This window comes from Streptomyces sp. NPDC048392, from assembly GCF_043200575.1.
Lineage (GTDB): Bacteria > Actinomycetota > Actinomycetes > Streptomycetales > Streptomycetaceae > Streptomyces.
The window spans coordinates 220,252-246,461 of the sequence record NZ_JBICYB010000008.1; the positions used below are offsets into that span (position 1 = coordinate 220,252).

At 73.0% G+C, this 26,210-nt stretch carries 19 protein-coding genes and 1 pseudogene; 11 read left to right on the forward strand and 9 right to left on the reverse strand.

Annotated features, from left to right (window positions below):
- Positions 1 to 159 precede the first annotated feature (159 nt).
- Complete coding sequence (locus ACGFYH_RS14840; protein ID WP_393803515.1) at positions 160 to 894, reverse strand: D-Ala-D-Ala carboxypeptidase family metallohydrolase; 735 nt, start codon at positions 892 to 894, stop codon at positions 160 to 162.
- Between the two features lie 178 nt (positions 895 to 1,072).
- On the opposite strand from ACGFYH_RS14840, the gene ACGFYH_RS14845 reads away from it, so the two are divergent.
- Positions 1,073 to 1,627 (forward strand): glycoside hydrolase family 25 protein, encoded by a 555-nt coding sequence (locus ACGFYH_RS14845; protein ID WP_393803516.1) that lies wholly within the window; start codon positions 1,073 to 1,075, stop codon positions 1,625 to 1,627.
- Between the two features lie 12 nt (positions 1,628 to 1,639).
- Here ACGFYH_RS14845 and ACGFYH_RS14850 read toward each other — a convergent pair whose 3' ends face one another.
- Entirely contained in the window at positions 1,640 to 2,347 is a 708-nt protein-coding gene (locus ACGFYH_RS14850; RefSeq protein WP_393803517.1) for an NADPH-dependent F420 reductase, read from the reverse strand.
- 124 nt (positions 2,348 to 2,471) lie between these two features.
- A complete protein-coding gene (locus ACGFYH_RS14855) occupies positions 2,472 to 2,684 on the reverse strand; it encodes an EF-hand domain-containing protein (RefSeq protein ID WP_393803540.1) in 213 nt (70 codons plus the stop codon).
- Positions 2,685 to 2,979: 295 nt separating this feature from the next.
- Here ACGFYH_RS14855 and ACGFYH_RS14860 point away from each other — a divergent pair, with 295 nt between their 5' ends.
- Positions 2,980 to 3,675 carry a GNAT family N-acetyltransferase gene (locus ACGFYH_RS14860; protein WP_393803518.1) on the forward strand — a complete coding sequence of 232 codons (696 nt, stop codon included), beginning with the start codon at positions 2,980 to 2,982 and terminating at the stop codon, positions 3,673 to 3,675.
- Here ACGFYH_RS14860 and ACGFYH_RS14865 read toward each other — a convergent pair.
- The 5 genes from ACGFYH_RS14865 to ACGFYH_RS14885 form a co-directional block, all read right to left on the reverse strand.
- The gene (locus ACGFYH_RS14865) at positions 3,629 to 4,240 is read right to left on the reverse strand and encodes an ADP-ribosyltransferase (RefSeq protein ID WP_393803519.1); all 612 of its coding nucleotides are present in this window, start codon (positions 4,238 to 4,240) and stop codon (positions 3,629 to 3,631) included. The two genes, ACGFYH_RS14860 and ACGFYH_RS14865, sit on opposite strands and share 47 nt — an antisense overlap.
- Before the next feature lie 97 nt (positions 4,241 to 4,337).
- Positions 4,338 to 4,841 (reverse strand): ATP-binding protein, encoded by a 504-nt coding sequence (locus ACGFYH_RS14870; RefSeq protein ID WP_393803520.1) that lies wholly within the window; start codon positions 4,839 to 4,841, stop codon positions 4,338 to 4,340.
- Between the two features lie 322 nt (positions 4,842 to 5,163).
- Positions 5,164 to 5,931 carry an enoyl-CoA hydratase/isomerase family protein gene (locus ACGFYH_RS14875; protein WP_393803521.1) on the reverse strand — a complete coding sequence of 256 codons (768 nt, stop codon included), beginning with the start codon at positions 5,929 to 5,931 and terminating at the stop codon, positions 5,164 to 5,166.
- A 174-nt stretch (positions 5,932 to 6,105) separates the two neighbouring features.
- Positions 6,106 to 7,308 carry an Ig-like domain-containing protein gene (locus tag ACGFYH_RS14880; RefSeq protein ID WP_393803522.1) on the reverse strand — a complete coding sequence of 401 codons (1,203 nt, stop codon included), beginning with the start codon at positions 7,306 to 7,308 and terminating at the stop codon, positions 6,106 to 6,108.
- A 155-nt stretch (positions 7,309 to 7,463) separates the two neighbouring features.
- Positions 7,464 to 8,702 (reverse strand): Ig-like domain-containing protein, encoded by a 1,239-nt coding sequence (locus ACGFYH_RS14885; RefSeq protein ID WP_393803523.1) that lies wholly within the window; start codon positions 8,700 to 8,702, stop codon positions 7,464 to 7,466.
- A 155-nt stretch (positions 8,703 to 8,857) separates the two neighbouring features.
- On the opposite strand from ACGFYH_RS14885, the gene glgX reads away from it, so the two are divergent.
- From glgX to ACGFYH_RS14925, 8 genes and pseudogenes are all read left to right on the forward strand, one after another.
- Complete coding sequence (gene glgX, locus ACGFYH_RS14890) at positions 8,858 to 11,116, forward strand: glycogen debranching protein GlgX (protein ID WP_393803524.1); 2,259 nt, start codon at positions 8,858 to 8,860, stop codon at positions 11,114 to 11,116.
- Positions 11,117 to 11,519: 403 nt separating this feature from the next.
- Positions 11,520 to 13,430 carry an ABC transporter ATP-binding protein gene (locus tag ACGFYH_RS14895; RefSeq protein WP_393803525.1) on the forward strand — a complete coding sequence of 637 codons (1,911 nt, stop codon included), beginning with the start codon at positions 11,520 to 11,522 and terminating at the stop codon, positions 13,428 to 13,430.
- Positions 13,427 to 15,298, forward strand: a complete 1,872-nt coding sequence (locus ACGFYH_RS14900; protein ID WP_393803526.1) for an ABC transporter ATP-binding protein — start codon at positions 13,427 to 13,429, stop codon at positions 15,296 to 15,298. Before ACGFYH_RS14895 ends, ACGFYH_RS14900 begins: the two co-directional genes overlap by 4 nt.
- A 40-nt stretch (positions 15,299 to 15,338) precedes the next feature.
- Positions 15,339 to 17,165, forward strand: a complete 1,827-nt coding sequence (locus ACGFYH_RS14905) for an ABC transporter transmembrane domain-containing protein (RefSeq protein WP_393803527.1) — start codon at positions 15,339 to 15,341, stop codon at positions 17,163 to 17,165.
- Positions 17,162 to 18,958 (forward strand): ABC transporter ATP-binding protein, encoded by a 1,797-nt coding sequence (locus ACGFYH_RS14910; protein WP_393803528.1) that lies wholly within the window; start codon positions 17,162 to 17,164, stop codon positions 18,956 to 18,958. Before ACGFYH_RS14905 ends, ACGFYH_RS14910 begins: the two co-directional genes overlap by 4 nt.
- A gap of 287 nt (positions 18,959 to 19,245) precedes the next feature.
- On the forward strand, positions 19,246 to 21,309 hold the full coding sequence (locus ACGFYH_RS14915) for a M4 family metallopeptidase (protein WP_393803529.1): 2,064 nt from the start codon (positions 19,246 to 19,248) through the stop codon (positions 21,307 to 21,309).
- Positions 21,310 to 21,643: 334 nt separating this feature from the next.
- Positions 21,644 to 21,869 (forward strand): annotated as a pseudogene (locus ACGFYH_RS14920) (M4 family metallopeptidase); the annotation flags it as partial.
- 51 nt (positions 21,870 to 21,920) lie between these two features.
- Positions 21,921 to 22,430, forward strand: coding sequence for a DUF1990 family protein (locus ACGFYH_RS14925; protein WP_393803541.1), 510 nt, complete (start codon positions 21,921 to 21,923; stop codon positions 22,428 to 22,430).
- Between the two features lie 40 nt (positions 22,431 to 22,470).
- Here ACGFYH_RS14925 and ACGFYH_RS14930 read toward each other — a convergent pair whose 3' ends face one another.
- Positions 22,471 to 25,089 carry a glycosyltransferase family 1 protein gene (locus tag ACGFYH_RS14930; protein ID WP_393803530.1) on the reverse strand — a complete coding sequence of 873 codons (2,619 nt, stop codon included), beginning with the start codon at positions 25,087 to 25,089 and terminating at the stop codon, positions 22,471 to 22,473.
- Between the two features lie 395 nt (positions 25,090 to 25,484).
- Between ACGFYH_RS14930 and ACGFYH_RS14935 the strand changes: the two genes are divergently transcribed.
- A partial coding sequence (locus tag ACGFYH_RS14935) for a maltotransferase domain-containing protein (protein ID WP_393803531.1) occupies positions 25,485 to 26,210 on the forward strand: 726 nt, incomplete at its 3' end.

The window sequence follows — 26,210 nt, forward strand, 5'->3', positions numbered from 1 at the left end:
CTCGTCGCGGTCCTCCCGTTGCACGGCCCCGGCAGGGCGGTGACCCGGTGCGTGCCGCCGGCCGGTTCGCCGGCGGCACGACTGGTTCTCGGCGGGAGGTGGACGGCGGGGAGCCTCGAAGTTCCGGGGGTCGCGGACTGCCGGGCGGAAACTACCGGTTCAGATGCCGCAGTTGGGGGCCGACCAGTAGGGCGACGGATCGAAGGCCACGTGGGTGTGGTCGCTGTGGCCCGGGTAGCCCGGGCCGAGGATCTCCGAGAAGCCGTGGGTCCTGGCCTGCTGGGCGAGCCGGCAGAAGCTCGGCGAGCCGGTCAGGTCGGCGGCGTCACCGTAGAGGTGGCGGCTGGTGGAGGAGCCGCCGACGGCACTGTTGCACGCGCGGGAGCGGAAGCCGCTGGAGACCGTGATCGGCACGTCACCGAGGGCGTGCCGCATCGCCTCCAGCTTCCACATCGTCTTCAGCGCGTTGGACTTGGCGGTGGCGGCGGAGACCGCACCGCCGGACCAGTCGGAGTTGCACTTGTTGAGTTCCGCGTAGCTGAAGTGGACGGGCGTGCAGTCCGCGTCCTGGAGGGCGTAGATCTTGCTGAAGGTCGCGGGGCCCGCGACGCCGTCCGCGCCCAGCCCGTACGCCGCCTGGAACTTCCTGACGGCGGCGGCGGTCCGCGCACCGTACTGGCCGTCGTAGGAGAGCCGCTCGCCGGAGGTCACCCAGCCGGCGACCCGGATCTGGAGCTGGGTCACGTCACTGCCGGAGGACCCCTGGGAGAGGGTGCGGTTCCAGGTGTAGCAGGAGTCGGCGTGCGCGGTGCCCGCGGTGGCTCCCATCCCGGCCACCGCACCAGCCATGAGCATGACAAAAGAAAGGAGAAGACGTGACACGCGTCTGAACATCCCGGCCTCCAGACCATTGAGTCGACCTTGACCTGGAGTCCAGCGTGGGGCAACGCGCTACGCGCGTCAATGGCGCCCCGGCGAAGCGAAATCGGCAATTCCGCTTCCGGCGGGGAGCGCCCGTGCCATCGTGGAGGCAGCGACTCCCGTCCCCCCCACAGCCTCTCAGGGAGGCCCCATGCTGCGTGGCATCGACGTCAGCGCGTACCAGTCCTCCGCCTACAGCACGGCCGGCCTGTCCTTCGTCTTCGTCAAGGCGACGGAGGGCCGTTCGTACGTCAACCCGAAGCTGGCCGCCCAGACGAGGCGGGCCCGGGACGCCGGACTGGTCGTCGGCTTCTACCACTTCCTGTGGCCGGGCAACCTCACCGCCCAGGCCGAGTACTTCGTCTCCCACGCCCCCGAGAGGAAGGGCGACGTCCTCGCCGTCGACTGGGAGACGACGGGCGAGGGCACCCACGCGAGCAACGCGGAGAAGGACGGTTTCATCAGGAAGGTGAAGGCCCTGCGGCCGGACAACAGGGTGATCCTCTATGCGAACAGGCACTACTGGCTGAACGTCGACACCACCTCGTACGCCGGTGACGGCCTCTGGATCGCCGACTACGTGTCCGCCGGCAAGCCTCGCATCCGGGCCGACTGGCGCTTCCACCAGTACACCGACGACCCGGTCGACACCAACGTCGCGGACTTCGCGAGCAAGGCCGCGCTCAAGGAGTGGGCCCGGCCCTGAGCCGGGGCGGGGTCAGCCCCGGAAGTCCGCCGGCCGCTCGGGGGACGCCTCCGCCAGCGCCTCGGTGACGCCCTCGACGCCCGCACGCAGGCCGTAGACGGGGGTGCCGGGCTGCTGGCGCCAGGAGTCGTCGATGCCGCCCGAGTCGACGGTGTCGAAGCCGAGTTCGTCGATCAGGGCACGGACCTTCGCCTTGGCCGCCCCGTCGTCGCCTGCGACCGGGAGCGCCATGCGGTCGGGCGCGCCGGCCGGGCGGGCGCGGTCGAGGATGTCCTGGGCGTAGGTGCCGTTGAAGGCCTTGATCACCGGGTGTCCGAGGTGGCCCTCGGTCCAGCGGCTCTCGGTGCGTCCCTCGTCCTCGATGCCCGCGATCCTGCCGTCGCGCTGGGGGTAGTAGTTGCCGGTGTCGATGACCGCGACGCCGTCGGCCGCCCCGTCGAGGACGCCGGACGGCAGGTCCGGGACCCGCTTCAGCGGGACGGTGACGACCACGATCTCGGCGCCGCGCGCCGCGTCCTTCGCCGGCACCGGGGTGGCGCCGGTCTCCTCGGCCAGTGCGGTGAGCGTGTGCGGTCCGCGGGAGTTGGCGACGGAGACGTCGTGTCCGAGGGCGGTGAGCCGCCGGGTGAGGTTGCCGCCGATGTTGCCCGCGCCGATGATGCCGATCTTCATGATGCTGACTCGCCTGGCCCTTCGAAGGTCGTGTCCTGCCGTGAGCAACGGCAACCTCCGGGCCGGGCGGGCTATTCCGCCCCGGACCCGTCTTCACTCCCCCGCAGTAACGCGCCCACGACGGGCGGGGCGCCCACCGGGCGACCGGCGGACGCGCCCTGCCACGGCGTCCTCACTTGTCCAGGTGGGCCCAGAACTCGTCGAACGACAGCTGCTTGTCGCCGTCGAGGTCGCGGCCGGCGATGATCGCCTCGGCCACCGACTCGGTGACGTTCCAGTCGCCGCCCTGCGCCAGCGCGGTCTTGAACTCGGCCGCGGTGATGAGGCCGTCGCCGTCCGTGTCGATCCGTTCGAACTGCTTGCGTGCTTCCTCGATGTCCGCCACCGATCCACCCCTCGTGTCGTGCATGGGTCCTTCTGACGCAGGTCAGACTAGCTGCCCGCCCGGACCCCCAGCGCGGCGACCACCCGTGCGGACTCCTCCCGGTGGGCGGGCAGCGGCCCGGTGCCCCGCGCCGTGGCCAGGAGCTCGCGGTGGCGGGCGCCCCGGTCGCTGACTCCGGTGGTCCGCGCCGGTTCGCCGACGACCGTGAGGCCGGTGCCGTCGTCGGTCGGGTCTGGGAGTCTGTGCCTTCCAGTGGGTGGAGACTCAAGGAGCGCGGAGTGACAAGGAGCGCGGAGTGACGCAGAGCCTGCGGGACATCCTGGACGCGGCGGCTCGGGGGGTGTTTCCGCCGACGGACGGTGCGACGAGCGTCGTGGCCCAGCACGGCGGCCGGGACGCGGGGGTCGTCGCCTTCACGGCGCACTCGGTCGTCTTCACCGACGAGGACGAGGGCTGGGTGCGCAGGACGCTGGGCGGGCTGCGCTGCGACCCGCTCGCCGCGACGATGAACGCCCGGTTCCTGACGGCCTTCGCGGAGCGCACGGGACGGACGACCGACACGATCGACGTGCTGCTGACCGGTGCTCCGCTCCCGGGACGCCCGGAGGTCACGCTGACGGAGGTCGCCGATCCCGGGCATCCCCGGGTGGTCGCGGCCCGGCGGCGGCGCGACGGGGTGCGGGTGTGGGCGGCCGAAGGCGGGGTGCTGGTGCTGGGCCGCGGGGTGGCCGGGCGGCTGGAGGCCGCCGTGGAGGTGGCGGAGGGTGCCCGGCACCGGGGGCTGGGGCGGCGGCTCGTGACGGCGGCGCGGCAGCTTGCCGGGGGTGAGCCGGTGTGGGCGCAGGTCTCGGCGGGGAACGCCCGCAGTCTGCGGGCGTTCCAGTCGGCGGGTTACCGTGCGGTGGGCTCGGAGGCGCTGTTCCTCCTGCCCCGAGCGGCCGGTGTCAGTGCCAGGGCCGGTAGTGCGGGTTGCTCTCGCAGTCGCTCATGATCTCGGTCTTGGTCTGCTTGTCGACCGGGCAGACACCGATGATGTACTTCCGCTGGATGCCGCCGGGGAAGGCGACCTCGACCTGGTCGGCCCACCGGTGGGTGTCGCCGATGGTCTCGTTGACGTCGATGCCGCCGGGGGCGTCGATGTAGTAGTTGTAGCCGGACTTGTACCAGGTCTTGTACAGATCGTGGTCGTAGCTCGTCGAGACGAACGGCGAGGGCTGGTTGACCAGCACGTACTTCTCGACGTCGTACTGGCCGTTGTAGACGTCCTTGGCGTGGAAGCCCTCTTCGAAGACGGTCTGCGGGCCGCGGCTGTCGCTGCGGTAGAGGGTGCCGCAGGTGGTGCGCCAGACCGGCTCGGGGGTGATGCGGTCGACGTCGACGCCCGGATCGGCGGCGGCCCTGGTCTTGTCGTCGAACCGGGGGCAGGACGGGGCGGCCTTGGCCGGGGACGTCGTCACGGTCGCCGACCCGGGCAGGGTGGCGGCCGAGGTGGCGAGGACGGCGGAGAGCGACAGGACGGCGGCGGCGGTCCGGCGGCGCGGGCGAGTGGTGATCATGCGGCTACGATCCCGGCTCCGGAGCGGCGCGTTCCGGATTCTCACCCGTAGGTGGCGTGTCCGGCGAAGGAGGTTGCTCCCGGCGCCGGATGGGCTCTCACCGGTCGACGACCCGGATCTCGAACCAGGTGGTCTTGCCGCGCGGCAACAGGTCGACGCCCCACCGGTCACACAGCTTGTCGACGAGGAAGAGGCCGCGCCCGCTGATGTCCGTCTCCTGCACGGGCATCAGGCAGGGCAGCCCCCGGGAGGGGTCGCGGACCTCGACGCGGATCCAGCCGGGACGGCGGCGCATGCGGAGGCCGAAGACGCGGGCGCCGGTGTGGCGTACGGCGTTGCCGACCAGCTCGGAGACGAGCAGGACGGTGTCCTCCGTGACCTTGGGGCCTAGCTTCCACTGGCGCAGGGCGACGACCTGGGCCAGCCGGCGGGCGGTGGCGGCGGACTCGGGGCGGGAGGGCAACGGAACCTCGCGCTCCGTCGGGTTGCCGAACAGTTCCAGCGCCTTGAGCGCGCGTTCGTCCTCGACCGCAGGCGACCAGCGCGCCGCGGTCGCCCGTGCGGCTCCCCGCGGCAGTTCCGTACCATCCAGCCCCGCCATGCCCCCATCATGGCCGTCCCCGGAGGGCGCCGGGGCCGTTCCCGGGGAATACGCCCTTGCGGGGGCCGGACCGGACGGTGGTCGATCGGCATATGCCACAGGCAGTTCGGAGCCGGGAGCGACCCCCCTGACCTGCGCGGACGGCTCGGCCGGAGACAAGCGACGGACTCCCTCGACAAGGCACGCTTAATGGTGCGTTAAGGCTGCCATAAACCGCCCCGTCGAGGGACCCGTATCAGACATCGCGTCAATTGCGAGTACGACGAGGCGACTTCGGGTGAACCTCGCACACCGCCCCGCACTCCCGCCGGGAGGGGGAGCGTCAGAGGAACTTCGCCTTCCCGGGGCCCTCTTCCACGAAGCTGCGCATCCCGCGTTCGCGGTCCTCCGTGGCGAACAGGCCCGCGAACCAGTTCCGCTCGACGGCGAGACCGGTCTCGATGTCCGTCTCCAGGCCCGTGTCGATCGCCTCCTTCGCCGCCCGCAGCGCGATGGCGGGCCCCTTCGCGAGCCGCGCGGCCCAGGCGTGCGCCTGCGCGTAGACCTCGGCGGCCGGTACGACCCGGTCCACCAGGCCGAGCGCTAGGGCCTCGTCGGCCCGCACCTGACGGCCGGTGAAGATCAGGTCCTTGGCCTTGGACGGGCCGACCAGCCGGGACAGCCGCTGGGTGCCGCCGGCACCGGGGATCAGGCCGAGCAGGATCTCGGGCTGGCCCAGCTTGGCGTTCTCCCCGGCGATGCGGAAGTCGGCGCACAGGGCGAGTTCGCAGCCGCCGCCCAGCGCGTAGCCGGTCACCGCCGCGACCACCGGCTTGGGGATGCGGGCCACCGCCGTGAAGGAGTCCTGCAGGGCACGGGCCCGCAGGATCATCGCCGCGTGGTCCATCACCTGCATCTCCTTGATGTCCGCGCCCGCCGCGAACACCTTCTCGCCGCCGTGGATCACCACGGCGCGTACGTCCTCGCGCCGGGTGACCTCCTCGGCCAGCTCCTTCAGCCGGTCCTGAGTGGCGACGTCCAGCGCGTTCATGGGCGGGCGGTCCAGTCGCAGCGTGCCGACGCCGTCCGCGACTTCGAGGATTACGGTCATGCCCAGCAGGTTAACGGGGATCAACGGCTACCGGGGCGGTGCGGTGGCTCACACCCGGCCGGGGGCCCGGGAGGCCCGCCCCCCGGGCAGGCACAGCACGGGGGCCAATGGGAAAGGCCCCGGTGCCGTACCTCGCGACGAGGACCGGCACCGGGGCCTTACGCGGATGGGGGCTCAGGCCTTCCACTTCTCCCAGGACATGTTCCAGCCGTTGAGGCCGTTGTCGGGGGCGATGGTCGCGTCCTCGGAGTTCTGGACCACGACGACGTCGCCGACGATCGAGTGCTCGAAGAACCAGGCGGCCGGCGCCTGCTCGTCCCAGCCGCCGCGCACGTCGCGCAGGCCGACGCAGCCGTGGCTGGAGTTGCGGTTGCCGAAGGCGTCGCCGCCCCAGTAGTTGCCGTGGATGAAGGTGCCGGAGGTGGACAGCCGCATGGCGTGCGGGACGTCCTTGATGTCGTACTCGCCGCCGTAGCCCACGGTCTCGCCGTTCATCCGGGTCACCGCGAGCCGCTCGGTGATGACCATCCGGCCGTTCCAGGTCTCGTAGCCGGGGGCGCCGGTGGTGACCGGGACGGTCTTGAGGGTCCTGCCGTCCCGCACGACCTTCATCGTGTGCTTCTTGGCGTCCACGACGGAGACCTGGCTGCGGCCGACGGTGAAGGAGACGGTCTTGGCCTGCTTGCCGTAGACGTCCTCGCGGCCCTCGACGCCGTCGAGGTTCAGGTCGACGGTGACCTTGGTGCCGGCCTTCCAGTACTTCTCGGGACGGAAGTCGAGGCGGTCGTTGCCGAACCAGTGGCCCGCGACCTCGACGGCCGGCTCGGTCCTGACGGTGATGGCCTTCTCGACGTCCTCCGGGTTGGTGATGCCCCGGGTGAAGCGGATCGAGAACGGCATGCCGACGCCGACCTTCGAACCGTCCTCCGGGGTGAAGGCGCCGATGAAGGTGTTCTTCGGCGTCAGGGTGGTGAAGCGGGAGTCCTCGGCGGCCGTGCGGCCCTCGGAGTCCTTGGCGACCGCGTGCACGGTGTACGCCGTGGCGGCGGCCAGATGGGTGGACGGCGTCCAGGTGGCGCCGTCCCCGGATATCTCGCCGTCGACCTTCGCGCCCTCGGCGTCCTTGACCACGACCTCCGTGAGCCTGCCCTTCGCGGCGCCGACCTTCACGGCGCCGCTGGTGTCGACGGCCTTCGCCCCGTTCCCGGGGGTGATGGTGACGACGGCCTCGGACTGCTTGCTCTGTGCCGCGGTGGAGTCCTTGACCTTCTCCCCCTTGCCGTCCCCGGCCCCCGGGCCCGAGCCGCCCCCACCGCACGCGGTGACGGTCAGTATCAGCACCCCGAGTACCGCCCCCGCTATCGGACGCACGTTCAACTTGTCTCCCCTCCCCGGGCCTGGACCGGCCCGCGCCCCAGTGCGCTCGCGCACGCACCGGCGCATCGTAACCGCAGGCCAGGGGGTGAAGGGCCAGGTGAATTGTCACCGTTCCGTACCGAGTTGGCGGCCGGGGTGCCGGGGGCACACCGCCGTCACTTCACCGCGCCGCCCGCCTTCCACTCCTTCCACTTCATGTTCCAGCCACCCAGTCCGTTGTCGGGGGCGACCTTCCTGTCCTTGCTGTGGACCACCTCGACGACGTCGCCGACGAGGCTGCGGTCGAAGAACCAGCCCGCCGGGGTGGCGGAACCGCCGCCCTTGTCGTCGCGCAGCCCGATGCAGCCGTGGCTGACGTTGGCCCGGCCGAAGGTGTCGGCGGGGGCCCAGTAGTTGCCGTGCAGGAAGGTGCCCGAGCTGGTCAGGCGGATGGCGTGCGGGACGTCGGGGATGTCGTACTCGCCGCCGAAGCCGACCGTGCGGCTGTTCATGCGGGTGACGTCGAGCAGCTCGGTGATGACCATCCTGCCGTTGTAGGTGGGCGTCGTCGGCGCGCCCGCGGTGATGGGCACGGTGGCCAGCAGCGTGCCGTCCCGGCGTACCTCCATGGTCCGCTCGCTCGCGTCGACGCGGGAGACCTGGCTGCGGCCCACGGTGAAGGAGAGCGTCTTGTCCTGGAGCCCGTAGGCCCCCTTCGCGCCCTCGACGTCCCGCAGGTCCAGGGCGACGGTGACCTCGGTGCCGGGCTTCCAGTACTCCTTGGGGCGGAAGTCGAGACGGTCCCTGCCGAACCAGTGGGGGCGGATCTCGGTGGCGGGCTTCGCGGTGACCGAGACGGCGCGTTGGACGGCGGCGCGGTCGGTGATCTCCCGGTTGAACTCCAGCGAAACGATCATTCCGGTGCCGACGACCGAGCGGTTCTCGGGAGCGACGTAGGCGATGAAGCGTTCCTCGGGGACGTAGGTGGTGAAGGTGGTGTGCCGTGCCGAGCGGTGTCCGCCGCCGTCCAGGGCGACGGCGTCGACCGTGTACTTGGCGGCGAGTGCGAGCCGGTCGTCGTCGGGCCGCCAGCCGAGGCCGTCCTCGGAGATCCGGCCGGGCACCGGGGTCTCCCGCGCGTCCTGCGACTTGACGACCTTCACCGACTCGAGGCGCCCGTCGGGCACCCGCACCGCCAGTTTCCCGTCCGGCCGGACGGCCTTGCTCCCGTCGTCGGGGGTGACCCGGATGACGTCCTCGGCGGCGGGTGGCTTGCCGAACACCTCGCCGATGCCGGAGCCGACGCCACCGCCGTCCGAGGTGCATCCGGCGGCCCCGGCCAGCAGTCCTGCCCATGTCAGTACGGCGGCCAGAGCGGCCCCCGCGCGCCGTGCGCGCCCATGTACGTGCCTCACATCCACCCGTAACGACCGGTCGGCCCTGGGGAAACGTGAGTGCGAGCCACCCGGTGGGCAGAACTGTGGGGAGGACGACGCGACGGGGAGCAGCGGCCGGGACGCCGCACGCCCTCCTGCCGGACGTCGTTCCACGAGCCGTGGGAGGCTGACAGGTGTCCAGCGCAGCCGAGCAGGAGGCGGTGGCCGGGAAGCAGGCCGCCGCGAACGGGCGCCCCGCCGTCGTGGTGGGCGGTGCGCGGCGGGCCGCGTCGCCCCCCACCGCGCCGGCCCGGCCCGGCACCCCGGTGCCGCTGGGCGCCCGGTTCCGGACCGGTCCCGACCAGGTGGCCGGGACCAACTTCGCGTTGTGGGCCGGCGGCGCGGAGGCGGTCGAGCTGTGCCTGTTCGACGGGCGGGGTCCCGGCGGCCGGGAGACCCGGGTCCGGCTGACCGAGCTGACGCACGGGATCTGGCACGGCTTCGTGCCGGGCGTCCTGCCCGGGCAGCGCTACGGCTACCGGGTGCACGGCCGCTGGGACCCGTGGACCGGCGCCCGCTGGAACCCGGCGAAGCTGCTGCTCGACCCCTACGCCCGCGCGGTGGACGGCGACTTCCTGCTGCCGCCCGAGGTGTACGGGCATGTGCGCGACTGGCCGGAGCAGCGGGTGGCGGACACCGTGCGCGACGAGCGGGACTCGGCGCCGTACGTCCCCAAGGGCGTCGTGGTCCACGACGACGACGACTGGTCGGACGACCGGCGTCCGAAGACGCCGTGGGCGGACTCGGTCATCTACGAGCTGCACGTGCGCGGCTTCACCAAGCTGCACCCGGACATCCCGCCCGGACTGCGCGGCACGTACGCGGGCCTCGCGCACCCGGCGGCGGTCGAGCACCTGACGCGGCTGGGCGTGACGGCGGTGGAGCTGCTGCCGGTGCACCAGTTCGCGCACGAGAGCCATCTGCTCGACCGCGGGCTGAGGAACTACTGGGGCTACAACTCGGTCGGCTACTTCGCCCCGCACGCCGCGTACGCCGCCTCCGGTACCACCGGGGAACAGGTCGGCGAGTTCAAGCGGATGGTGCGCGCGCTGCACGCGGCGGGCATCGAGGTCATCCTCGACGTGGTCTACAACCACACGGCGGAGGCGGGCGAGCTGGGCCCGATGCTCTCCCTGAAGGGCATCGACAACCACGGGTACTACCGCCTCCAGCCGGACGCCCGCCGGTACGCCGACTACACCGGCTGCGGCAACACCCTGCACGTCGTCCAGCCGCACGTCCTGCGCCTGATCACCGACTCGCTGCGGTACTGGGTCACCGAGATGGGCGTGGACGGCTTCCGCTTCGACCTGGCGGCGGCGCTGGCCCGCTCCATGCACGACGTCGACATGCTCTCCCCCTTCCTGGCGGTGATCGCGCAGGACCCGGTGCTGCGCCGGGTGAAGCTGATCGCCGAGCCGTGGGACGTCGGCTCGGGCGGCTACCAGGTGGGCGCCTTCCCGCCGCTGTGGACGGAGTGGAACGACCGGTACCGGGGCGCCGTGCGGGACTTCTGGCGGCACGCGCTGCCGGACGTGCGGGAGATGGGCTACCGCCTGTCGGGCTCCAGCGACCTGTACGCGTGGGGCGGGCGGCGGCCGTACGCCTCGGTCAACTTCGTCACCGCGCACGACGGCTTCACGCTGCGGGACCTCGTGTCGTACGAGCGCAAGCACAACGAGGCCAACGGCGAGGGCAACCGGGACGGCTCGGACGACAACCGTTCCTGGAACTGCGGCGCGGAGGGAGAGACGGACGACGCGGACGTACGGGCCCTCAGGCGCCGTCAGTCGCGCAACCTCCTGACGACCCTGCTGCTGTCCACCGGGGTGCCGATGCTGGTCGCGGGCGACGAGATGGGGCGCACCCAGCGCGGCGGCAACAACGCGTACTGCCAGGACAACGAGATCAGCTGGGTGGACTGGAGCCTGCGGGACGACCCGGAGTGGCGGCCCCTGTTCGAGCTGGCCTCCCGGCTGATCGCGCTGCGCCACCGGCACCCGGTACTGCGCCGCCGGGCCTTCTTCTCCGGCCGCGCGCACTCCGCGGACGGCCTGCGCGACCTGGCCTGGTTCACCCCGGGCGGCACGGAGATGACGGAACGGGACTGGTACGCCCCCACCGCCACCCTCGGCATGTATCTGTCCGGGCGGGACATCCCGGGCCGCGACGAGCGCGGCGACCCGGTCGTCGACGACAGTTTCCTGGCCCTTCTGCACGCGGGTGAGGGACCGGCCGTCTTCGTCCTGCCGGGTCCCCCGTGGGCGGAGCGGTACGAGGTGGTCGTCGACACCGGCCGGGAGGAGCAGGGCGAGGCGCCGGGCACCACGTACCCGGCGGGGACGCCGGTCACGGTCCCGGCCCGGACGGTGCTGCTGCTGAAGGCGGGGTGAGCGGGCCGGGGTGTCCGGGGCGGCGGCACGGCCCCGGTCGTGCACCGCGGTCCGGTCGCGCCGGCGCCGCGCCGCCGCCATGAAGTGGGTGACCGGGAGGACGCTGCCCCCGCCCGCGCGGACGTCCTCGACGAGCTGCCGGGTCTCCCGGCGGGCGCGCGGGGCGCGGCCGGTGGCCGGTTCGTCCGGGACGACGCGCGGGTCCCCGGCCAGAGACATTTCACCGGGGCACGGCACCGGCGTCCCGGCGAGCGGGGGCCGGCGCACCGGCCGACGCGCCCCCTGAGGCGCACCGGCCGACCGGTCGATGCGCCCGTACGACCCCGGTGAGGCCTCCGTACGACCCCGGTGGGCGCGAAAAGTCGGTGGGCAGTGTCAGTGGTGAACCGTAGGCTCGCTGCCGATGTCCACGAAACCCGCCCCCGCCACGGATCTCGCGCCGGGACCCGCCCCGGACCCCGCCGAGAAGCGTTCCACCGTACGTGCCCTGCTGCGGCTGTGGCCCTGTGTGCGGCCCGTGCGCGCGAGGTTGGGGACCGCCGCGTTCGTGGCGATCCTCGCCTCCTGCGTGGGGCTGGTGATCCCCCTGGTCCTGAAGTGGATGGTGGACGGGCCGGTGGCCGCCCGTGATCCGGCGGGCGTGTGGCTCGGAGCGCTGTACCTGCTGCTCCTCGGCCTCGCGGAGGCGCTGCTGTTCGGGCTGCGGCGGTGGCTGGTGGCCCGGCCGCTGGCGGGCGTCGAGGCGGGGATGCGCGCGGCCCTCTACCGGCACCTGCAACGGCTGCCGGTGGCCTTCCACGACCGCTGGGCCTCGGGGCAGCTGCTGTCGCGCGGCACGACCGACCTCATGCTGCTGCGCATGTTCCTCGCCTTCCCGCTGACGTTCCTGCTGGTCAACGGCGTGACGATCCTCGTCGGCGTGGGCATCATGCTCGTTCAGGACTGGACGCTCGGGCTGGTCGTCCTCGGACCCGCCATCCCCGTGATGATCACGTGCGGGGTCTTCGAGAGGAAGTACTCCGCGGTGGCGCGGCGCGCGCAGGACCAGGTCGGTGATCTGACGACCGTGGTCGAGGAGAGCGTGCTCGGCATCCGGATCATCAAGGGCTTCGGCCGGCACCGCAGCCAGGCCCGCGCCTTCCACCAGCTGTCCCACACCCTGCGGGGGACGGAGCTGCGCAAGGCGCGGCTGCTGGCGGCCATCTGGGCGGTCATCGTGACGCTGCCCGAGGTCGCGATCGGGGCCGCGCTGGTGGTCGGGGCGGTACAGGTGGCGGACGGGTCGCTGTCGGCGGGGACGCTGGTGGCGTTCCTGTCCACGGCGCTGGCCCTGCGGTGGCCGGTGGAGTCCATCGGTTTCCTGCTGGCGATGAGCCAGGAGGCGGCGGCGGCGACGGACCGGTACTTCGAGGTGATGGACGCGGAGGTGGAAACCGGCGCAGCCGCGGGCGGTCGTGCCGCCGGTGCGGCTCCCGTCCCGTGGAAGGCGGCACCTCCCGGCGAGCAGCGCGTCGCCCCCGGGACCGGCACGGGCCGGCCGCGGGGCCTGCGGTTCGAGCACGTCCGGTTCCGCTACCCCGACGCTCCCGCCGGTTCCCCGCCCCTGCTCGCGGACGTCGACCTGCACATCCGTCCCGGTGAGTCCATGGCCCTGGTCGGCGCCACCGGCAGCGGGAAGACGACGCTGACCGCGCTCGTCCCCCGCCTGCACGAGGTGACCGACGGCCGGATCACGCTGGACGGCGAGGACATCACCGCGCTGTCCCGCGAGGAGCTGCGCTCCATGGTCGCCGTGGCTTTCGAGGAGCCCACCCTCTTCTCGGCGAGCGTCGGCGAGAACGTGCTGATGGGCGCGGGCGACGGCGCCGGCCCCGAGGAGCTGGACCGGGCGCTGGCCGTCGCGCAGGCCGACTTCGTGCACGCGCTCCCCCGGGGCAGCGGCACCCAGGTCGGTGAGCAGGGCCTCAGCCTGTCCGGCGGCCAGCGTCAGCGCCTCGCGCTCGCACGGGCGGTGGTCGGCAGACCGAGGTTCCTCGTCCTGGACGACCCGCTGTCCGCGCTGGACGTGCACACGGAGGCCGCCGTGGAGGCGGCCCTGCGGCGGGTCCTCGCGGACACCACCGCCCTGATCGTGGCCCACCGTCCCTCCACCGTCCTGCTCGCCGACCGCGTCGCCCTGCTCTCCGGGGGCCGGATCGCCGCCGTCGGCACCCATCACGAACTGCTGCGCACCGACGCCGAGTACGCCCGTCTGATGTCCGGGCTCGACGGGCACGGGACTCCCGAAGGGCCCGAGGAAGGGGACGGCCGATGACGGCGCCCACGGCCACCGTGCCGGACAGCGGACAACCGCAGGACGAGGACCCGGCCGAGGCCGGGACCCCCGCCGAAGACGCGCTCTTCGACCAGGACGTGCTGCCCAGCCCGCCGGGTGCGACCGGTGCCCTGCTGCGCTCCCTGCTGGCGCCCCTGAAGGCCCGCGTCGCCCTGACCGTCCTCCTCCTGCTGCTCCAGCAGGCGGCGGTGCAGGCGGGCCCGCTGCTGGTGGCGTACGCCATCGACCACGCCGTGCCGGCCGTGCGGGACGACGAGCACGGTCCGCTGATCGCGGTGGGCGCCGGTTATCTGCTCTGCTCGCTGGGCGCGGGCGCGCTCCAGTACGCCTTCATCGCCGCCGCGGCCCGCGTCAGCCAGGACGTGCTGCTCGACCTGCGCGGACGCATCTTCCGGCATGCGCAGGCGCTGAGCGTCGACTTCCACGAGCGCTACACCTCGGGCCGCCTCATCTCCCGTTCCACCACCGACGTGGAGTCCCTGCGCGAGCTGCTCGACGAGGGCCTGCAGGAGCTGGTGACGGTCATCCTGTCCTTCGTCTACATCGCGGCGCTGCTGCTCTGGCTGGACCTGGGCATGGGTGCCGTGGCGGTGGCGTCGTTCGTGCCGCTGTACGCGCTGGTGCGGCTCTACCGGCGGCGCGCGGGACGGGTGTACCGGCAGCGGTCCACGGCGATCGCGGCGGTGATCGTGAAGTTCGTGGAGACGATGAACGGCATCCGGCCGGTGCGCGCGTTCCGGCGGGAGGGCGCCAACGACGCCGACTTCGCGGTCCTGAACCGGCGCCACGAGCGGACGAACGGCGACGCGCTGCTGGAGATGGCCCGTTATGTGACCGGTTCGCGGCTGGTCGCCAACACGGCCGTCGCCGGGATCGTGCTGTGGGGCGCCTACCGGGTCGCGGACGGCACGCTGGAGCTCGGCGTGCTGGCGGCGGCGGTGCTGTACCTGCGCCGCCTGTACGACCCGATCGACCGGCTCGGCATGTTCCTGAACTCCTACCAGTCGGCGGCGGCCTCGCTGGAGAAGATCGCCGGGCTGCTGGCCCAGACGCCGTCGGTGCCCGAACCGGCCGCGCCGAAGGAGCTGCCGCCGCTGGAGTCGGAGCACCCCGGCCGCGAGGTCGTCTTCGACTCGGTGAGCTTCGGATACCGCACCGGCGGCGAGGTGCTGCCGCGCTTCGGGCTGACGCTGCCGGCCGGGCAGACGGTCGCCGTCGTGGGCTCGACCGGCGCGGGCAAGTCGACGCTGGCCAAGCTGCTCGCCCGGTTCTACGACCCCTCGGCCGGACGGGTCCTGCTGGACGGCACCGACCTGCGCGACCTGGCGGTGCCCGAGCTGCGGCGCGGGGTGGTGATGGTGACGCAGGAGGCGTTCCTGTTCTCCGGCACGGTCGCGGACAACATCGCCATCGGCCGTCCGGAGGCGACGCGGGAGGAGATCGAGCGGGCCGCGAAGGCGATCGGCGCCCACGACTTCATCGTCGCCCTGCCCGACGGCTACGACACCGACGTGCGCAAGCGGGGCGGCCGTATCTCCGCCGGTCAGCGGCAGCTCGTGGCGTTCGCGCGGGCGTTGCTCGCGGACCCGGCGGTGCTGATCCTGGACGAGGCGACCAGCTCGCTGGACATCCCCGGGGAGCAGGCGGTGCAGCGGGCCATGACGACGGTGCTGAGGGGCCGTACGGCGGTCGTGATCGCGCACCGGCTCTCCACCGTGGAGATCGCCGACCGGGTGCTGGTGATGGAGCGCGGCCGGATCGTCGAGGACGGCTCCCCGGCCGAACTGATCACCGGTACGGGCCGGTTCGCGGATCTGCACCGGGCGTGGCGGGACAGTCTCGCGTGAGGGCGCGGGTCTGCCGGAAGGCCTCCGGGGGGAGTCGACGGTGATCGACGCGTACGGGGACCCGGGCACGCCGGACCGCCGGGGCGGCTGGCGCTACCTGGGGTGGCTGGTCGCACGGCAGTGGCCGCGGTGCCTGGCGGGGGCGGTGCTCGCCAGTGTCTGGATGGTGCTGCTGGCGGCGACGCCGTACCTGATGGCACGGGCGATCGACCACGGCCTGGAGCCCGGCGACCTGGGTGCGCTGGCGGGCTGGACGGGCGCCATGGCCGCCGTCGGCGGGGTCAACGCGTGGCTGGGCATGATGCGGCACCGCACGATGACGCGGGTGCGGATGGACGCCAACTTCCGCACGGTCAAGGTGGTCGTCGGGCACGCCACGCGGCTCGGCGCGGCTCTGCGCGGGCAGGTGGGGACCGGTGAGGTCGTCACCATCGGCGTCGGCGACGTGCAGACCATCAGCACGTCCCTGACGGCCGTGGGGCCGGGCATCGGGGCGGTCGTCGCCTATGCGGCGGTCGGCGGACTGATGCTGTCGGTGTCGCCCCGGCTCGCCCTGGTGGTGCTGCTCGGGGTGCCGGTGCTCGGGGTGCTGCTCGGCCCGCTGATGGGCCGTCTGCAGGGCAGGGAGGCCGAGTACCGGGAGCGGCAGTCGGTGCTGACCGCGCGGATCGGCGACCTCGCGGGCGGGCTGCGGGTGCTGAACGGTCTGGGCGGCAAGGGTCTGGTCGCGGACGCGTTCCGGCGGGACTCGGGCCGGCTGCGCGAGCAGGGCTACCGGGTCGGCGCGGTCACCAGCTGGATCCAGGCGCTCGGGGTGGGGCTGCCGGTGCTGTTCCTGGCGCTGGTGACCTGGCTGGGCGCCCGCCTGGCCGCGCAGGGGCGCATCAGCGTGGGTGAACTGGTGGCGGTGTACGGCTATGTGGTGGCGCTGGGCTGGCCGGTGGCGTTCCTCATCGAGATGGGCCACCAGCTCAGCCGGGGGGTGGTGGCCGCCCGCCGCGTCGTCGCGTTCCTGCGCCTTGAGCCGGAGCCGGACGAGGGCACCCGGGACGCCCCGGCGGAGCCCTCGGTGCTGTTCGACCCGGCCTCGGGAGTGCGGGTCCTCCCCGGCCGTCTGACCGCGCTCGTCACTTCCCGCCCGGCCGACGCCGCCGAGGTGCTGGACCGCCTGGGCCGCTACACCCCGTCCGACGCGACGTGGGGAGGGGTTCCGCTGGCCGCGGTCCCGCTGCCGCGGGTACGGGAGCGCATCCTGGTGGCGGACGCGGAGGCCGACCTCTTCGCAGGGACCCTGAGCGATGTCGTCGGCGCTCGGGAGACGTCCCGCGGGGGCGCGGGCGGTTTCGGTGTGCGGCGGCGCCGCGCGGGCGCGACCGGCGGCGCCGCACCCGCGGACGTCCGGCGGCCCACCGGGGCGGACGGGACGGCGAAGCTCGCCGCCGCGATACACGCCGCCGCCGCCGACGACATCGTCCGAGGTCTCCCGGACGGCCTGGAGACCCGGATCGCGGCCCAGGCCCGCGACCTGTCCGGCGGCCAGCGCCAGCGCGTCCGCCTGGCCCGCGCCCTGCTGGCCGATCCGGAGGTCCTGCTCGCCGTGGAACCGACCTCCGCACTGGACGCCCACACCGAGGCCACCGTGGCCGACCGGCTCCGGGAGGCCCGCAAGGGCCGTACGACCGTACTGGCCGCCACCTCACCGCTGCTGCTCGACCGGGCGGATGTCGTGCACCACCTGGTCGACGGCAAGGTCGCGGCCACCGGCACCCATCGCGAACTCCTGGACACCGCGCCGGACTACCGCGCCCTGGTGGCGCGGGACGCCGAGAACGCCGAGGACGCCGAGGAAGGTGAGCCGGCCCGATGACCGGAGAGCCGGCACCGGGACAGCTGCCCGTCGCCGAGCGCGCCGACGTCCGCCGGGCGGCAGCCCGGCTCGTGGGTGCCGACCGGCGGTCCTTCTCGGTCGTCCTGGCACTGAACGCGCTGGCCGCGCTGGCCGGTCTCGCGGGTCCGTGGCTGCTGGGCCGGATCGTCGACGAGGTGCGCGACGGGGACGGGGTCGGCGCCGTGGACCGGATGGCGCTCGCCATCCTGCTGTGCTCGCTGGCACAGCTGCTGCTGGCCCGCTGGGCGCGGTACGTGGGGCACTGTTTCGGGGAACGGGCGCTCGCCCGGGTGCGGGAGCGGTACGTGGACCGGGCGCTGGCCCTGCCCGCGTCCGTGGTGGAGCGGGCGGGCACCGGGGACCTGACGACGCGCGGCACCGCAGATGTGACCACCGTGGGCACGACGCTGCGCGACGCCGGACCCGAGCTGCTGGTCAACGCCGTGCAGGCGCTGTTCCTCACCGGCGCGGTGTTCGTGCTCGACCCGCTGCTCGGGCTGGCCGGGGTGCTGGGGCTGACCCCGGCCTGGCTCGCGCTGCGCTGGTACCTGCGCCGGGCGCGGGCCGGCTATCTCGCCGAGGGGGCGGCCACCTCGGACGTCACCGAGAGCCTCACCGCCACGGTGGCCGGGGCCCGCACGGTCGAGGCGTTCCGGCTGGCCGACCGGCGCGTCACGACGAGCCGGGAGACGCTGGAGGTCTCGCGGCGCACCCGGTTCCGCACGCTGTTCCTGCGCAGCGTGTTCTTCCCGGCGGTGGACGTCTCCTACGTGCTTCCCGTGGCGGGTGTGCTGCTGTTCGGCGGGGTCCTGCACGCGCACGGGTCGGCGAGCCTGGGGGCGGTGGTGTCCTGCGCCGTGTATCTCCAGCAGCTCGCCGGGCCGCTGGACGAGGTGCTGATGCGGACGGAGCAACTCCAGGCCGGTGCCGCCTCCTTCGCCCGGGTGGAAGGCCTGGCGCAGGCCCCGCGGGCGACGGCGGACGACGCGGCGGTGCCGGCGGACGACCGTATCGACGTGTCCGGGGTGCGCTACGCCTACGACCGGGGCGGCGAGGTGCTGCGCGGGGTGGACCTGACCGTGCGGCCGGGCGAGCGGCTGGCGGTCGTCGGCCCTTCCGGGGCGGGCAAGACCACGTTGAGCCGGCTGCTGGCGGGCGTCGACGCGCCGACGGACGGCTCGGTGACGGTGGGCGGGGTGCCCGTGGTCGCCCTGGGCCCCGAGCGGCTGCGCCGTCAGGTGGTGCTGGTCACCCAGGAGCACCACGTGTTCCTTGGCACGGTCCGCGACAACCTCCTGATCGCCGAACCGACCGCCGCGGACGAGGACTTGTGGGCGGCGCTGACCGCGGTGGGCGCCGGGGAGTGGGTGCGGGAGCTGCCCGAGGGACTCGGCACCGAGCTGGGCGCGAAGGGGCACTCCACGGGCGGCTCGCAGGCCCAGCAGCTCGCCCTGGCCCGGGTGGTGCTGGCCGACCCGCACACCCTGATCCTGGACGAGGCCACCGCGCTGCTGGACCCGACGACGGCCCGGCACACGGAGCAGGCACTCGCCGCCGTACTGAAGGGCCGTACGGTCATCGCCGTCGCGCACCGCCTGCACACCGCGCACGACGCCGACCGGGTGGCCGTGATGGAGGACGGGCTGCTGAGCGAACTCGGCACGCACGACGAGCTGGTGGCGGCCGGTGGGGCGTACGCGGCGCTGTGGCGTTCCTGGCACGGGGCGCCGCACGGCGGGGCAGTGACCGCACCGGCGCCCCTTGCTGACTGACCGGACAGTCGGCGGGCGGGGACGGCAAAGGTTCCGTTTATCGAACGTGAACGCCCGGTCAACGAACCATTTCCAGCCAACTTGCTGACGCGCTCCTGACAAGTAGCGCTTTCTCCTGCCACTCTTCCGTCGGCCCCTTCACAGCGCCCCCACAGCTTCCCCACGAGCGCTGTGCCGTGGCCAGCTCCTAGCACGTGGTTTCTGCGTACCGCACAGTTCCGCCCGGCCGGCCACCCGCCGGCCGGTCTCCCCCGGCCGCGCGACCCGCGGCCACGCAGAAGGAGTCAGTGTTGAGCAGCACTCCCCACAGACGCACCTCCCACACCACCTCCCTCGCCTCCTCCCGCCGCTCCACGCACCGGCGCGCGGCGGCCGTCGCGCTGGCCGGTGTCGCCGCGCTGATCGCCACGGCGGTCCAGTCCGGCGCCGCCAGCGCCGCGCCCGGGCCGTCCCACGCTCCGGGCGCCGAGTCCGTGAAGCTCACCCCGGCCCAGCGTGCCGAGCTGCTGCGCGACGCCAACGCCGCCAAGGCGAGGACCGCGGACGACCTGGGCCTGGGCGCCAAGGAGAAGCTGGTCGTCCGGGACGTGGTCAAGGACGGCGACGGGACCCTGCACACCCGCTACGAGCGCACCTACGACGGCCTGCCCGTCCTCGGCGGCGACCTCGTGGTCACCAGTGACGCCGGGAAGACCGGGAAGACCGGGAAGGTCGTGAAGGCCGCGGCGAAGGCCATCAGGCCCGCCACCGTGACGCCGAAGATATCCGCCGCGAAGGCCGAGTCGCAGGCGGTGTCCGCCGCGAAGGCCGCGGGCGCCGAGCAGCCGGACGCCGACCGCGCCCCGCGCAAGGTGATCTGGGCGGCGAACGGCACGCCGGTCCTGGCGTACGAGACGGTCGTGGGCGGCCTCCAGGAGGACGGCACCCCGAACGAGCTGCACGTCGTCACCGACGCCGCCACCGGCGCGAAGCTGTACGAGTACCAGGCCATCGAGAACGGCACCGGCAACACCCGGTACAGCGGCACGGTGACGCTGGGCACCGCACAGTCGGGGTCGTCGTACACGCTGACCGACACGGGGCGCGGCAACCACAGGACCTACAACCTCAACCACGGCACCTCGGGCACCGGCACGCTCTTCTCGGGGTCCGACGACGTGTGGGGCAACGGGTCCGCGTCCAACGCGGAGACCGCCGCCGCCGACGCCCACTACGGGGCGGCGCTGACCTGGGACTACTACAAGAACGTCCAGGGCAGGTCCGGTATCCGCGGCGACGGTGTGGGCGCGTACTCCCGGGTCCACTACGGCAACAACTACGTCAACGCCTTCTGGTCGGACAGCTGCTTCTGCATGACCTACGGCGACGGCTCGGGCAACGCCAACCCGCTGACGTCCATCGACGTGGCCGCGCACGAGATGTCGCACGGCGTCACGTCCAACACGGCGGGCCTCAACTACAGCGGTGAGTCCGGCGGCCTCAACGAGGCCACCTCCGACATCTTCGGCGCCGCCGTCGAGTTCTACGCCAACAACTCCTCCGACGTCGGTGACTACCTCATCGGCGAGGAGATCGACATCAACGGGGACGGCACCCCGCTGCGCTACATGGACAAGCCCAGCAAGGACGGCGCGTCCAAGGACTACTGGTACTCGGGGATCGGCGGGGTGGACGTCCACTACTCCTCCGGCCCGGCCAACCACTTCTTCTACCTGCTGAGCGAGGGCAGCGGCACCAAGACCATCAACGGTGTCACGTACAACTCGCCCACCTCGGACGGCCTCCCGGTCACCGGCATCGGCCGCGCCAAGGCGGAGAAGATCTGGTTCCGCGCGCTGACGACCAAGTTCACGTCGACCACCAACTACGCGGCGGCCCGCACCGGCACCCTCGCGGCGGCCGGTGAGCTGTACGGCACCGACAGCGCCGAGTACACCGCGGTGCAGAACGCGTGGGCGGGCATCAACGTCGGCTCGCGGCCCGGTGGCGGCGGCGGCGGTGACGGCACCACGTTCGAGAGCACCACGAACGTGAACATCCCCGACTACGGGTCCGCGGTGACCTCGTCCCTCACGGTCTCCGGGCGCGCCGGCAGGGCGCCGAGCAACCTCCAGGTGGGCGTGGACATCGTGCACAGCTGGCGCGGTGACCTGCAGATCGACCTGGTCGCGCCCGACGGCACGTCGTACCGCCTGAAGAACAGCGGCTACGACCCGGCGGAGGACGTGCACGAGACCTACACGGTCAACGCCTCCTCCGAATCGGCCAACGGCACCTGGAAGCTGCGCGTCCAGGACCAGGGCCCGGCGGACACCGGCTACATCGACGCCTGGCGGCTCACCTTCCCGTAGGCCGGCCGGCCCGCGGGTGCGCCACCCCAAGTCAGGGCGCCGTCCCGGAGGTTCGAATCCTCCGGGGCGGCGCCCTCTCCATGTCCGCCCCGCCACCCCTTTCCGCCCGTTTTCTGCCAAGCGCTTGCGCCCGCCTTGCTGCCGCTTGACCGAGGTCACGCGCGCTTTCGCAAGTCCGCACCACACACCCCGCTGTCGGTTTTCGGCCAAGCACTTACGCCCGCCTTGCTGCCGCTTGACCGAGGTCACGCGCGCTTTCGCAAGTCCGCACCACACACCCCGCTGTCGGTTTTCGGCCAACATCATTGCGCCCTCCTGACGTGTGCGCGTCTACGGCACCCCGCTGCGCTACATGGACAAGCCCAGCAAGGACGGCGCGTCCAAGGACTACTGGTCCTCCGGCCCCGACGGCGTCGACGTGCGCTACTCCCCCGGGCCCGGCCAACCACTTCTTCCTCCCGCTGGCCGAGGACAGCGGGGCGAGGACCGTCGACGGGGTCAGCCACAACTCCCCGACCTCGGACGGCTCCGCCGTCACCGGCACCGGCGGCAACACGGCGGGCGGCACCCGGAACCGACGGTTCGCGGGTGTCGCCCTACTCTTGGTGCCCATGTCCTTCACGTACGACGACGTCGGCGCCACCCGCGAGCAGGACCGCTGTCCGCCCGGCTTCCGTCCCATGCACGTACGCACCCGGCTCGGGGAGGGCGAACCGGTGTTCCGGCGGGCGGCCGAGGCCGTGCTCACCTGGGAGATGCACCGGGAGATGGGCGTCGGCATCGACGCGAGCGCGGAGCGCGCCGCGCCCGGCGTCGACGTCACCGTCACCCTCGCCGGGATGATCAAGGCGCCCTGCCGGGTGGTGTGGACGGTGGAGGAACCGCGGCGGGCCGGCTGGGCCTACGGCACGCTGCCCGGCCACCCGGAGTCCGGCGAGGAGGCCTTCGTGGTCGACCGCACGGGCGACGGCACGGTCTGGCTGACCGTGCACGCCTTCAGCCGCCCCGCGAAGTGGTACGCCAGGGCCGGCGGACCGGCCGCCCGGGCCTTCCAGCACGCCTACGCCCGCCGCTGCGGCACCGTCCTGCGCCGGCTGAGCGGCGGCGACGAGGAGGACTGAGCCCCGCTCCGCGTCCGCCGCCCCGCCGCCGCCCGGGTGCTCACCTCATCAGCAGTCCCGCCGCCTCCATCAGGTCGCCCGAGGGCACCGCCACGAGACCGGTCTCCACACCGGACGCCAGCAGCCGGTGCGCGGGCAGGACGCGGACCGTGTAGCCGAAGGGACCGGTGCGGTCCAGGGCGAGCGGCCCCTCGTACATCCAGCGGCCCTCCAGGTCGGGGCCGCCCACCGGTTTCAGCGGCACCTTCGCCGCGTCGGTGATCCGGTCCTCGGAGTCCACCCGGCCGGAGACCGCCTGCACCTCCACGTCCTCCGGCGCGAGGTCGCCGAGCTTCACCCGCACCCGCAGCCCGAGCGTGGTGCCGAGTTCGGCGCTGGCGGTGGCGGCGGACGTCTCCACGTGGTCGACGCTCACGCCTGGCCAGGCCGCCCGCACCCGGGCCTTCCACTCGGCGAGTTGGCGGGCGGTGTCCGGGTCCATCGCACGGTGCGCCTCGGCGGCGGGGCCGTAGAGCCGCTCGACGTACTCGCGGACCATGCGGCCGGCCAGCACCTTCGGCCCGAGCAGGCTGAGGGTCCTGCGCACCATCTCGATCCACCGGTCGGGCAGCCCGCTCGCGTCCCGCTCGTAGAAGCGCGGGGTGATCCGCTGCTCCAGCAGGTCGTAGAGGGCGGCGGCCTCTATGGCGTCGCGCCGGTCGGGGTCGGTGCCCGCGCCGTCGGCGGTGGGGATCGCCCAGCCGAAGTCGGGCCGGTACCACTCGTCCCACCAGCCGTCCAGCACCGACAGGTTGAGGCAGCCGTTGAGCGCCGCCTTCATGCCGCTGGTGCCGCACGCCTCCAGGGGCCGCAGGGGGTTGTTCAGCCAGATGTCGCAGCCCGGGTAGAGCTTCTGCGCCATCGCCATGCCGTAGTCCGGCAGGAACACGATGCGGTGCCGCACCCGCGCGTCGTCCGCGAACCGCACCAGCTCCTGCACCAGCCGCTTGCCGCCGTCGTCCGCCGGGTGCGCCTTGCCCGCGACGACGATCTGGATCGGCCGCTCGGGATGCAGGAGCAGGTCCGTCAGCCGGTCGCGGTCGCGCAGCATCAGCGTGAGCCGCTTGTACGACGGGACGCGCCGTGCGAAGCCGATGGTGAGCACGTCCGGATCGAGGGCGTCGTCGATCCAGCCCAGCTCGGCCGTCCCGGCGCCGCGCTGGCGCCAGGAGGCGCGCAGCCGCTCGCGCACCTCCTCCACGAGCTGTTCGCGCAGGGTGCGGCGCAGCTCCCAGATGTCCTGGTCGGGGATGTCGGCGACGGAGTCCCAGCGGTCGGAGCCGCCGACGGTCAGCGCGTCCTCGGCCCGCTGCGCGCCGATCTGCCGGGCGCCGAGCCGGAACACCTCGGGAGCCACCCAGGTCGGGGCGTGCACGCCGTTGGTGACGGAGGTGATCGGCACCTCGTCGGCGTCGAAGCCGGGCCACAGTCCGGAGAACATCCCGCGGCTGACCCCGCCGTGCAGCAGGGAGACGCCGTTGGCGCGCTGGGCCAGCCTGAGGCCCATCACGGCCATGTTGAAGAGGTTCGGCTCGCCGCCGGGGTAGGTCTCCATACCCAGCCGCAGGACGCGCTCGACGTCGATGCGCGGGAGTTCGGCGTCGGGACCGAAGTGGCGGGCGACCAGCTCACGGTCGAAGCGGTCGATGCCGGCCGGGACCGGGGTGTGGGTGGTGAAGACGGTGCCGGCCCGCACCGCCTCCAACGCGGAGGTGAACTCCGAGCCCTCGTCGCACAGTTCGGCGATGCGTTCCAGCCCGAGGAAGCCGGCGTGGCCCTCGTTGGTGTGGAACACCTCCGGCGCGGCGTGGCCGGTGAGCCCGCAGTACGTCCGTACCGCCCGGACACCTCCTATGCCGAGGAGCATTTCCTGGAGGAGACGGTGCTCGCTGCCGCCGCCGTAGAGCCGGTCGGTGACGCCGCGCTCGCCGAGGTCGTTCTCCTCGACGTCCGAGTCCAGCAGGAGCAGCGGCACCCGGCCGACCTGGGCCAGCCAGATCCTGGCGCGCAACTCCCGGCCGCCGGGCAGCGCCAGGGCGACGTGGGCGGGGGTGCCGTCGGTCTCCCTGAGGGGGGCGAGGGGCAGCTCGTGGGGATCGAGTACGGGGTAGTGCTCCTGCTGCCAGCCGTCCCGGGAGAGGGACTGGCGGAAGTAGCCGTGGCGGTAGAGCAGGCCCACGCCGACGAGCGGCACGCCCAGGTCGCTGGCCGCCTTCAGATGGTCACCGGCCAGGATGCCGAGCCCGCCGGAGTACTGGGGCAGGGCCGCGGTGATGCCGAACTCGGGTGAGAAGTAGGCCACGGCGGCGGGGAGCCGGCCGGCCTGGGCCTGGTACCAGCGGTCGCCGGTCAGATAGTGGTCGAGGTCGTCGGCCACCGCGGTGAGCCGGCGCAGGAACCGCCGGTCCTCGGCCAGCTCCGCGAGGCGCGCGGGCGGCACGGTGCCGAGCAGCCGTACCGGGTCGCGGCCGGACGCGGTCCAGCACTCGGGGTCGACGGACTGGAAGAGGTCGCGGGTCTCCGGATGCCAGGACCAGCGCAGATTCCGGGCCAGGTCACTGAGCGGCCGGAGGGGGTCGGGGAGAACGGGACGGACGGTCAGTCGACGGATCGCCTTCACCCTGACGACGTTACCGCGCGATGTGTCCCTCGCTGGGGCCTTCGCCCGCAGACCTCCGATTCGGCCTGAACGGCCTCGTCCGCGAGGACCGGACGGACCAGCGCCACCGGCGTGCCGATATGGCCGGATCCTGCCCCGTCGGCCTTCTTGTGACACTTCGGCCCGCACGAAAGGCTGCACTTGTCGCGAAGGCGCTGATTGCGGGAGCGGCATCCGGGAAGTCGTTCGGTCAGGGTCGTCGCGTGTGTCGACATACGCGTGAGTAGTTAACAAAGCGCCGGATTGCCCACCGGAAGAGTGTGGGAAGGCTCCTGCGGTACGCCCCGCACGGACCTCGCAGGACCCACCTCCCCGGAGTCATCCGCCCACCCTCGTTGACGCGGACAGGAGCGGTCATGCCCGCCAGGCAGCACTCGTCAGCATCCTCCGACCTCCCGGGCTCCCCGCCGCCCCCGGCTTCTCCGCCGCCTCCGGCTTCCCGGGTTTCCGCGCCGTCCCCGGCCTCTCCGCCACCCCCGGCCTCTCCGCCGACTCCGGCCTCACCGGCGGGCGGCACCACCACCGTCGTCGGGCGCATCCCCGTCCTGGACGTCCGCCCGGTCGTCCGGCAGGGGCGCAGGCCCGCCAAGGCGGTCACCGGGGAGTCGTTCGAGGTCTCCGCCACCGTGTTCCGGGAGGGGCACGACGCGGTCGCCGCCAATGTCGTGCTGAAGGACCCCGAGGGCCGGCCGGGTCCCTGGACGCCCATGCGGGAGCTGGCCCCGGGCACCGACCGCTGGGGCGCCACCGTCACCGCGGGGGAGACCGGACTGTGGTCGTACACCGTGGAGGCCTGGGGCGATCCGGTCACCACCTGGCGGCACCACGCCCGGATCAAGGTCCCGGCGGGGATGGACACGGAGCTGGTCCTGGAGGAGGGCGCCCGGCTGTACGAGCGTGCCGCCGCCGACGTGCCCGGGAGCGCGGAGCGGCGTGTGCTGCTGGCCGCCGTCGACGCGCTGCGGGACGGGAGCAGGCCGGCCGCGTCCCGGCTGGCGGCGGCGTTGACGCCCGAGGTGGACGCGGTCCTGGCCCGGCACCCGCTGCGGGAACTGGTCACCAGCTCCGACCCGCTGCCCCTG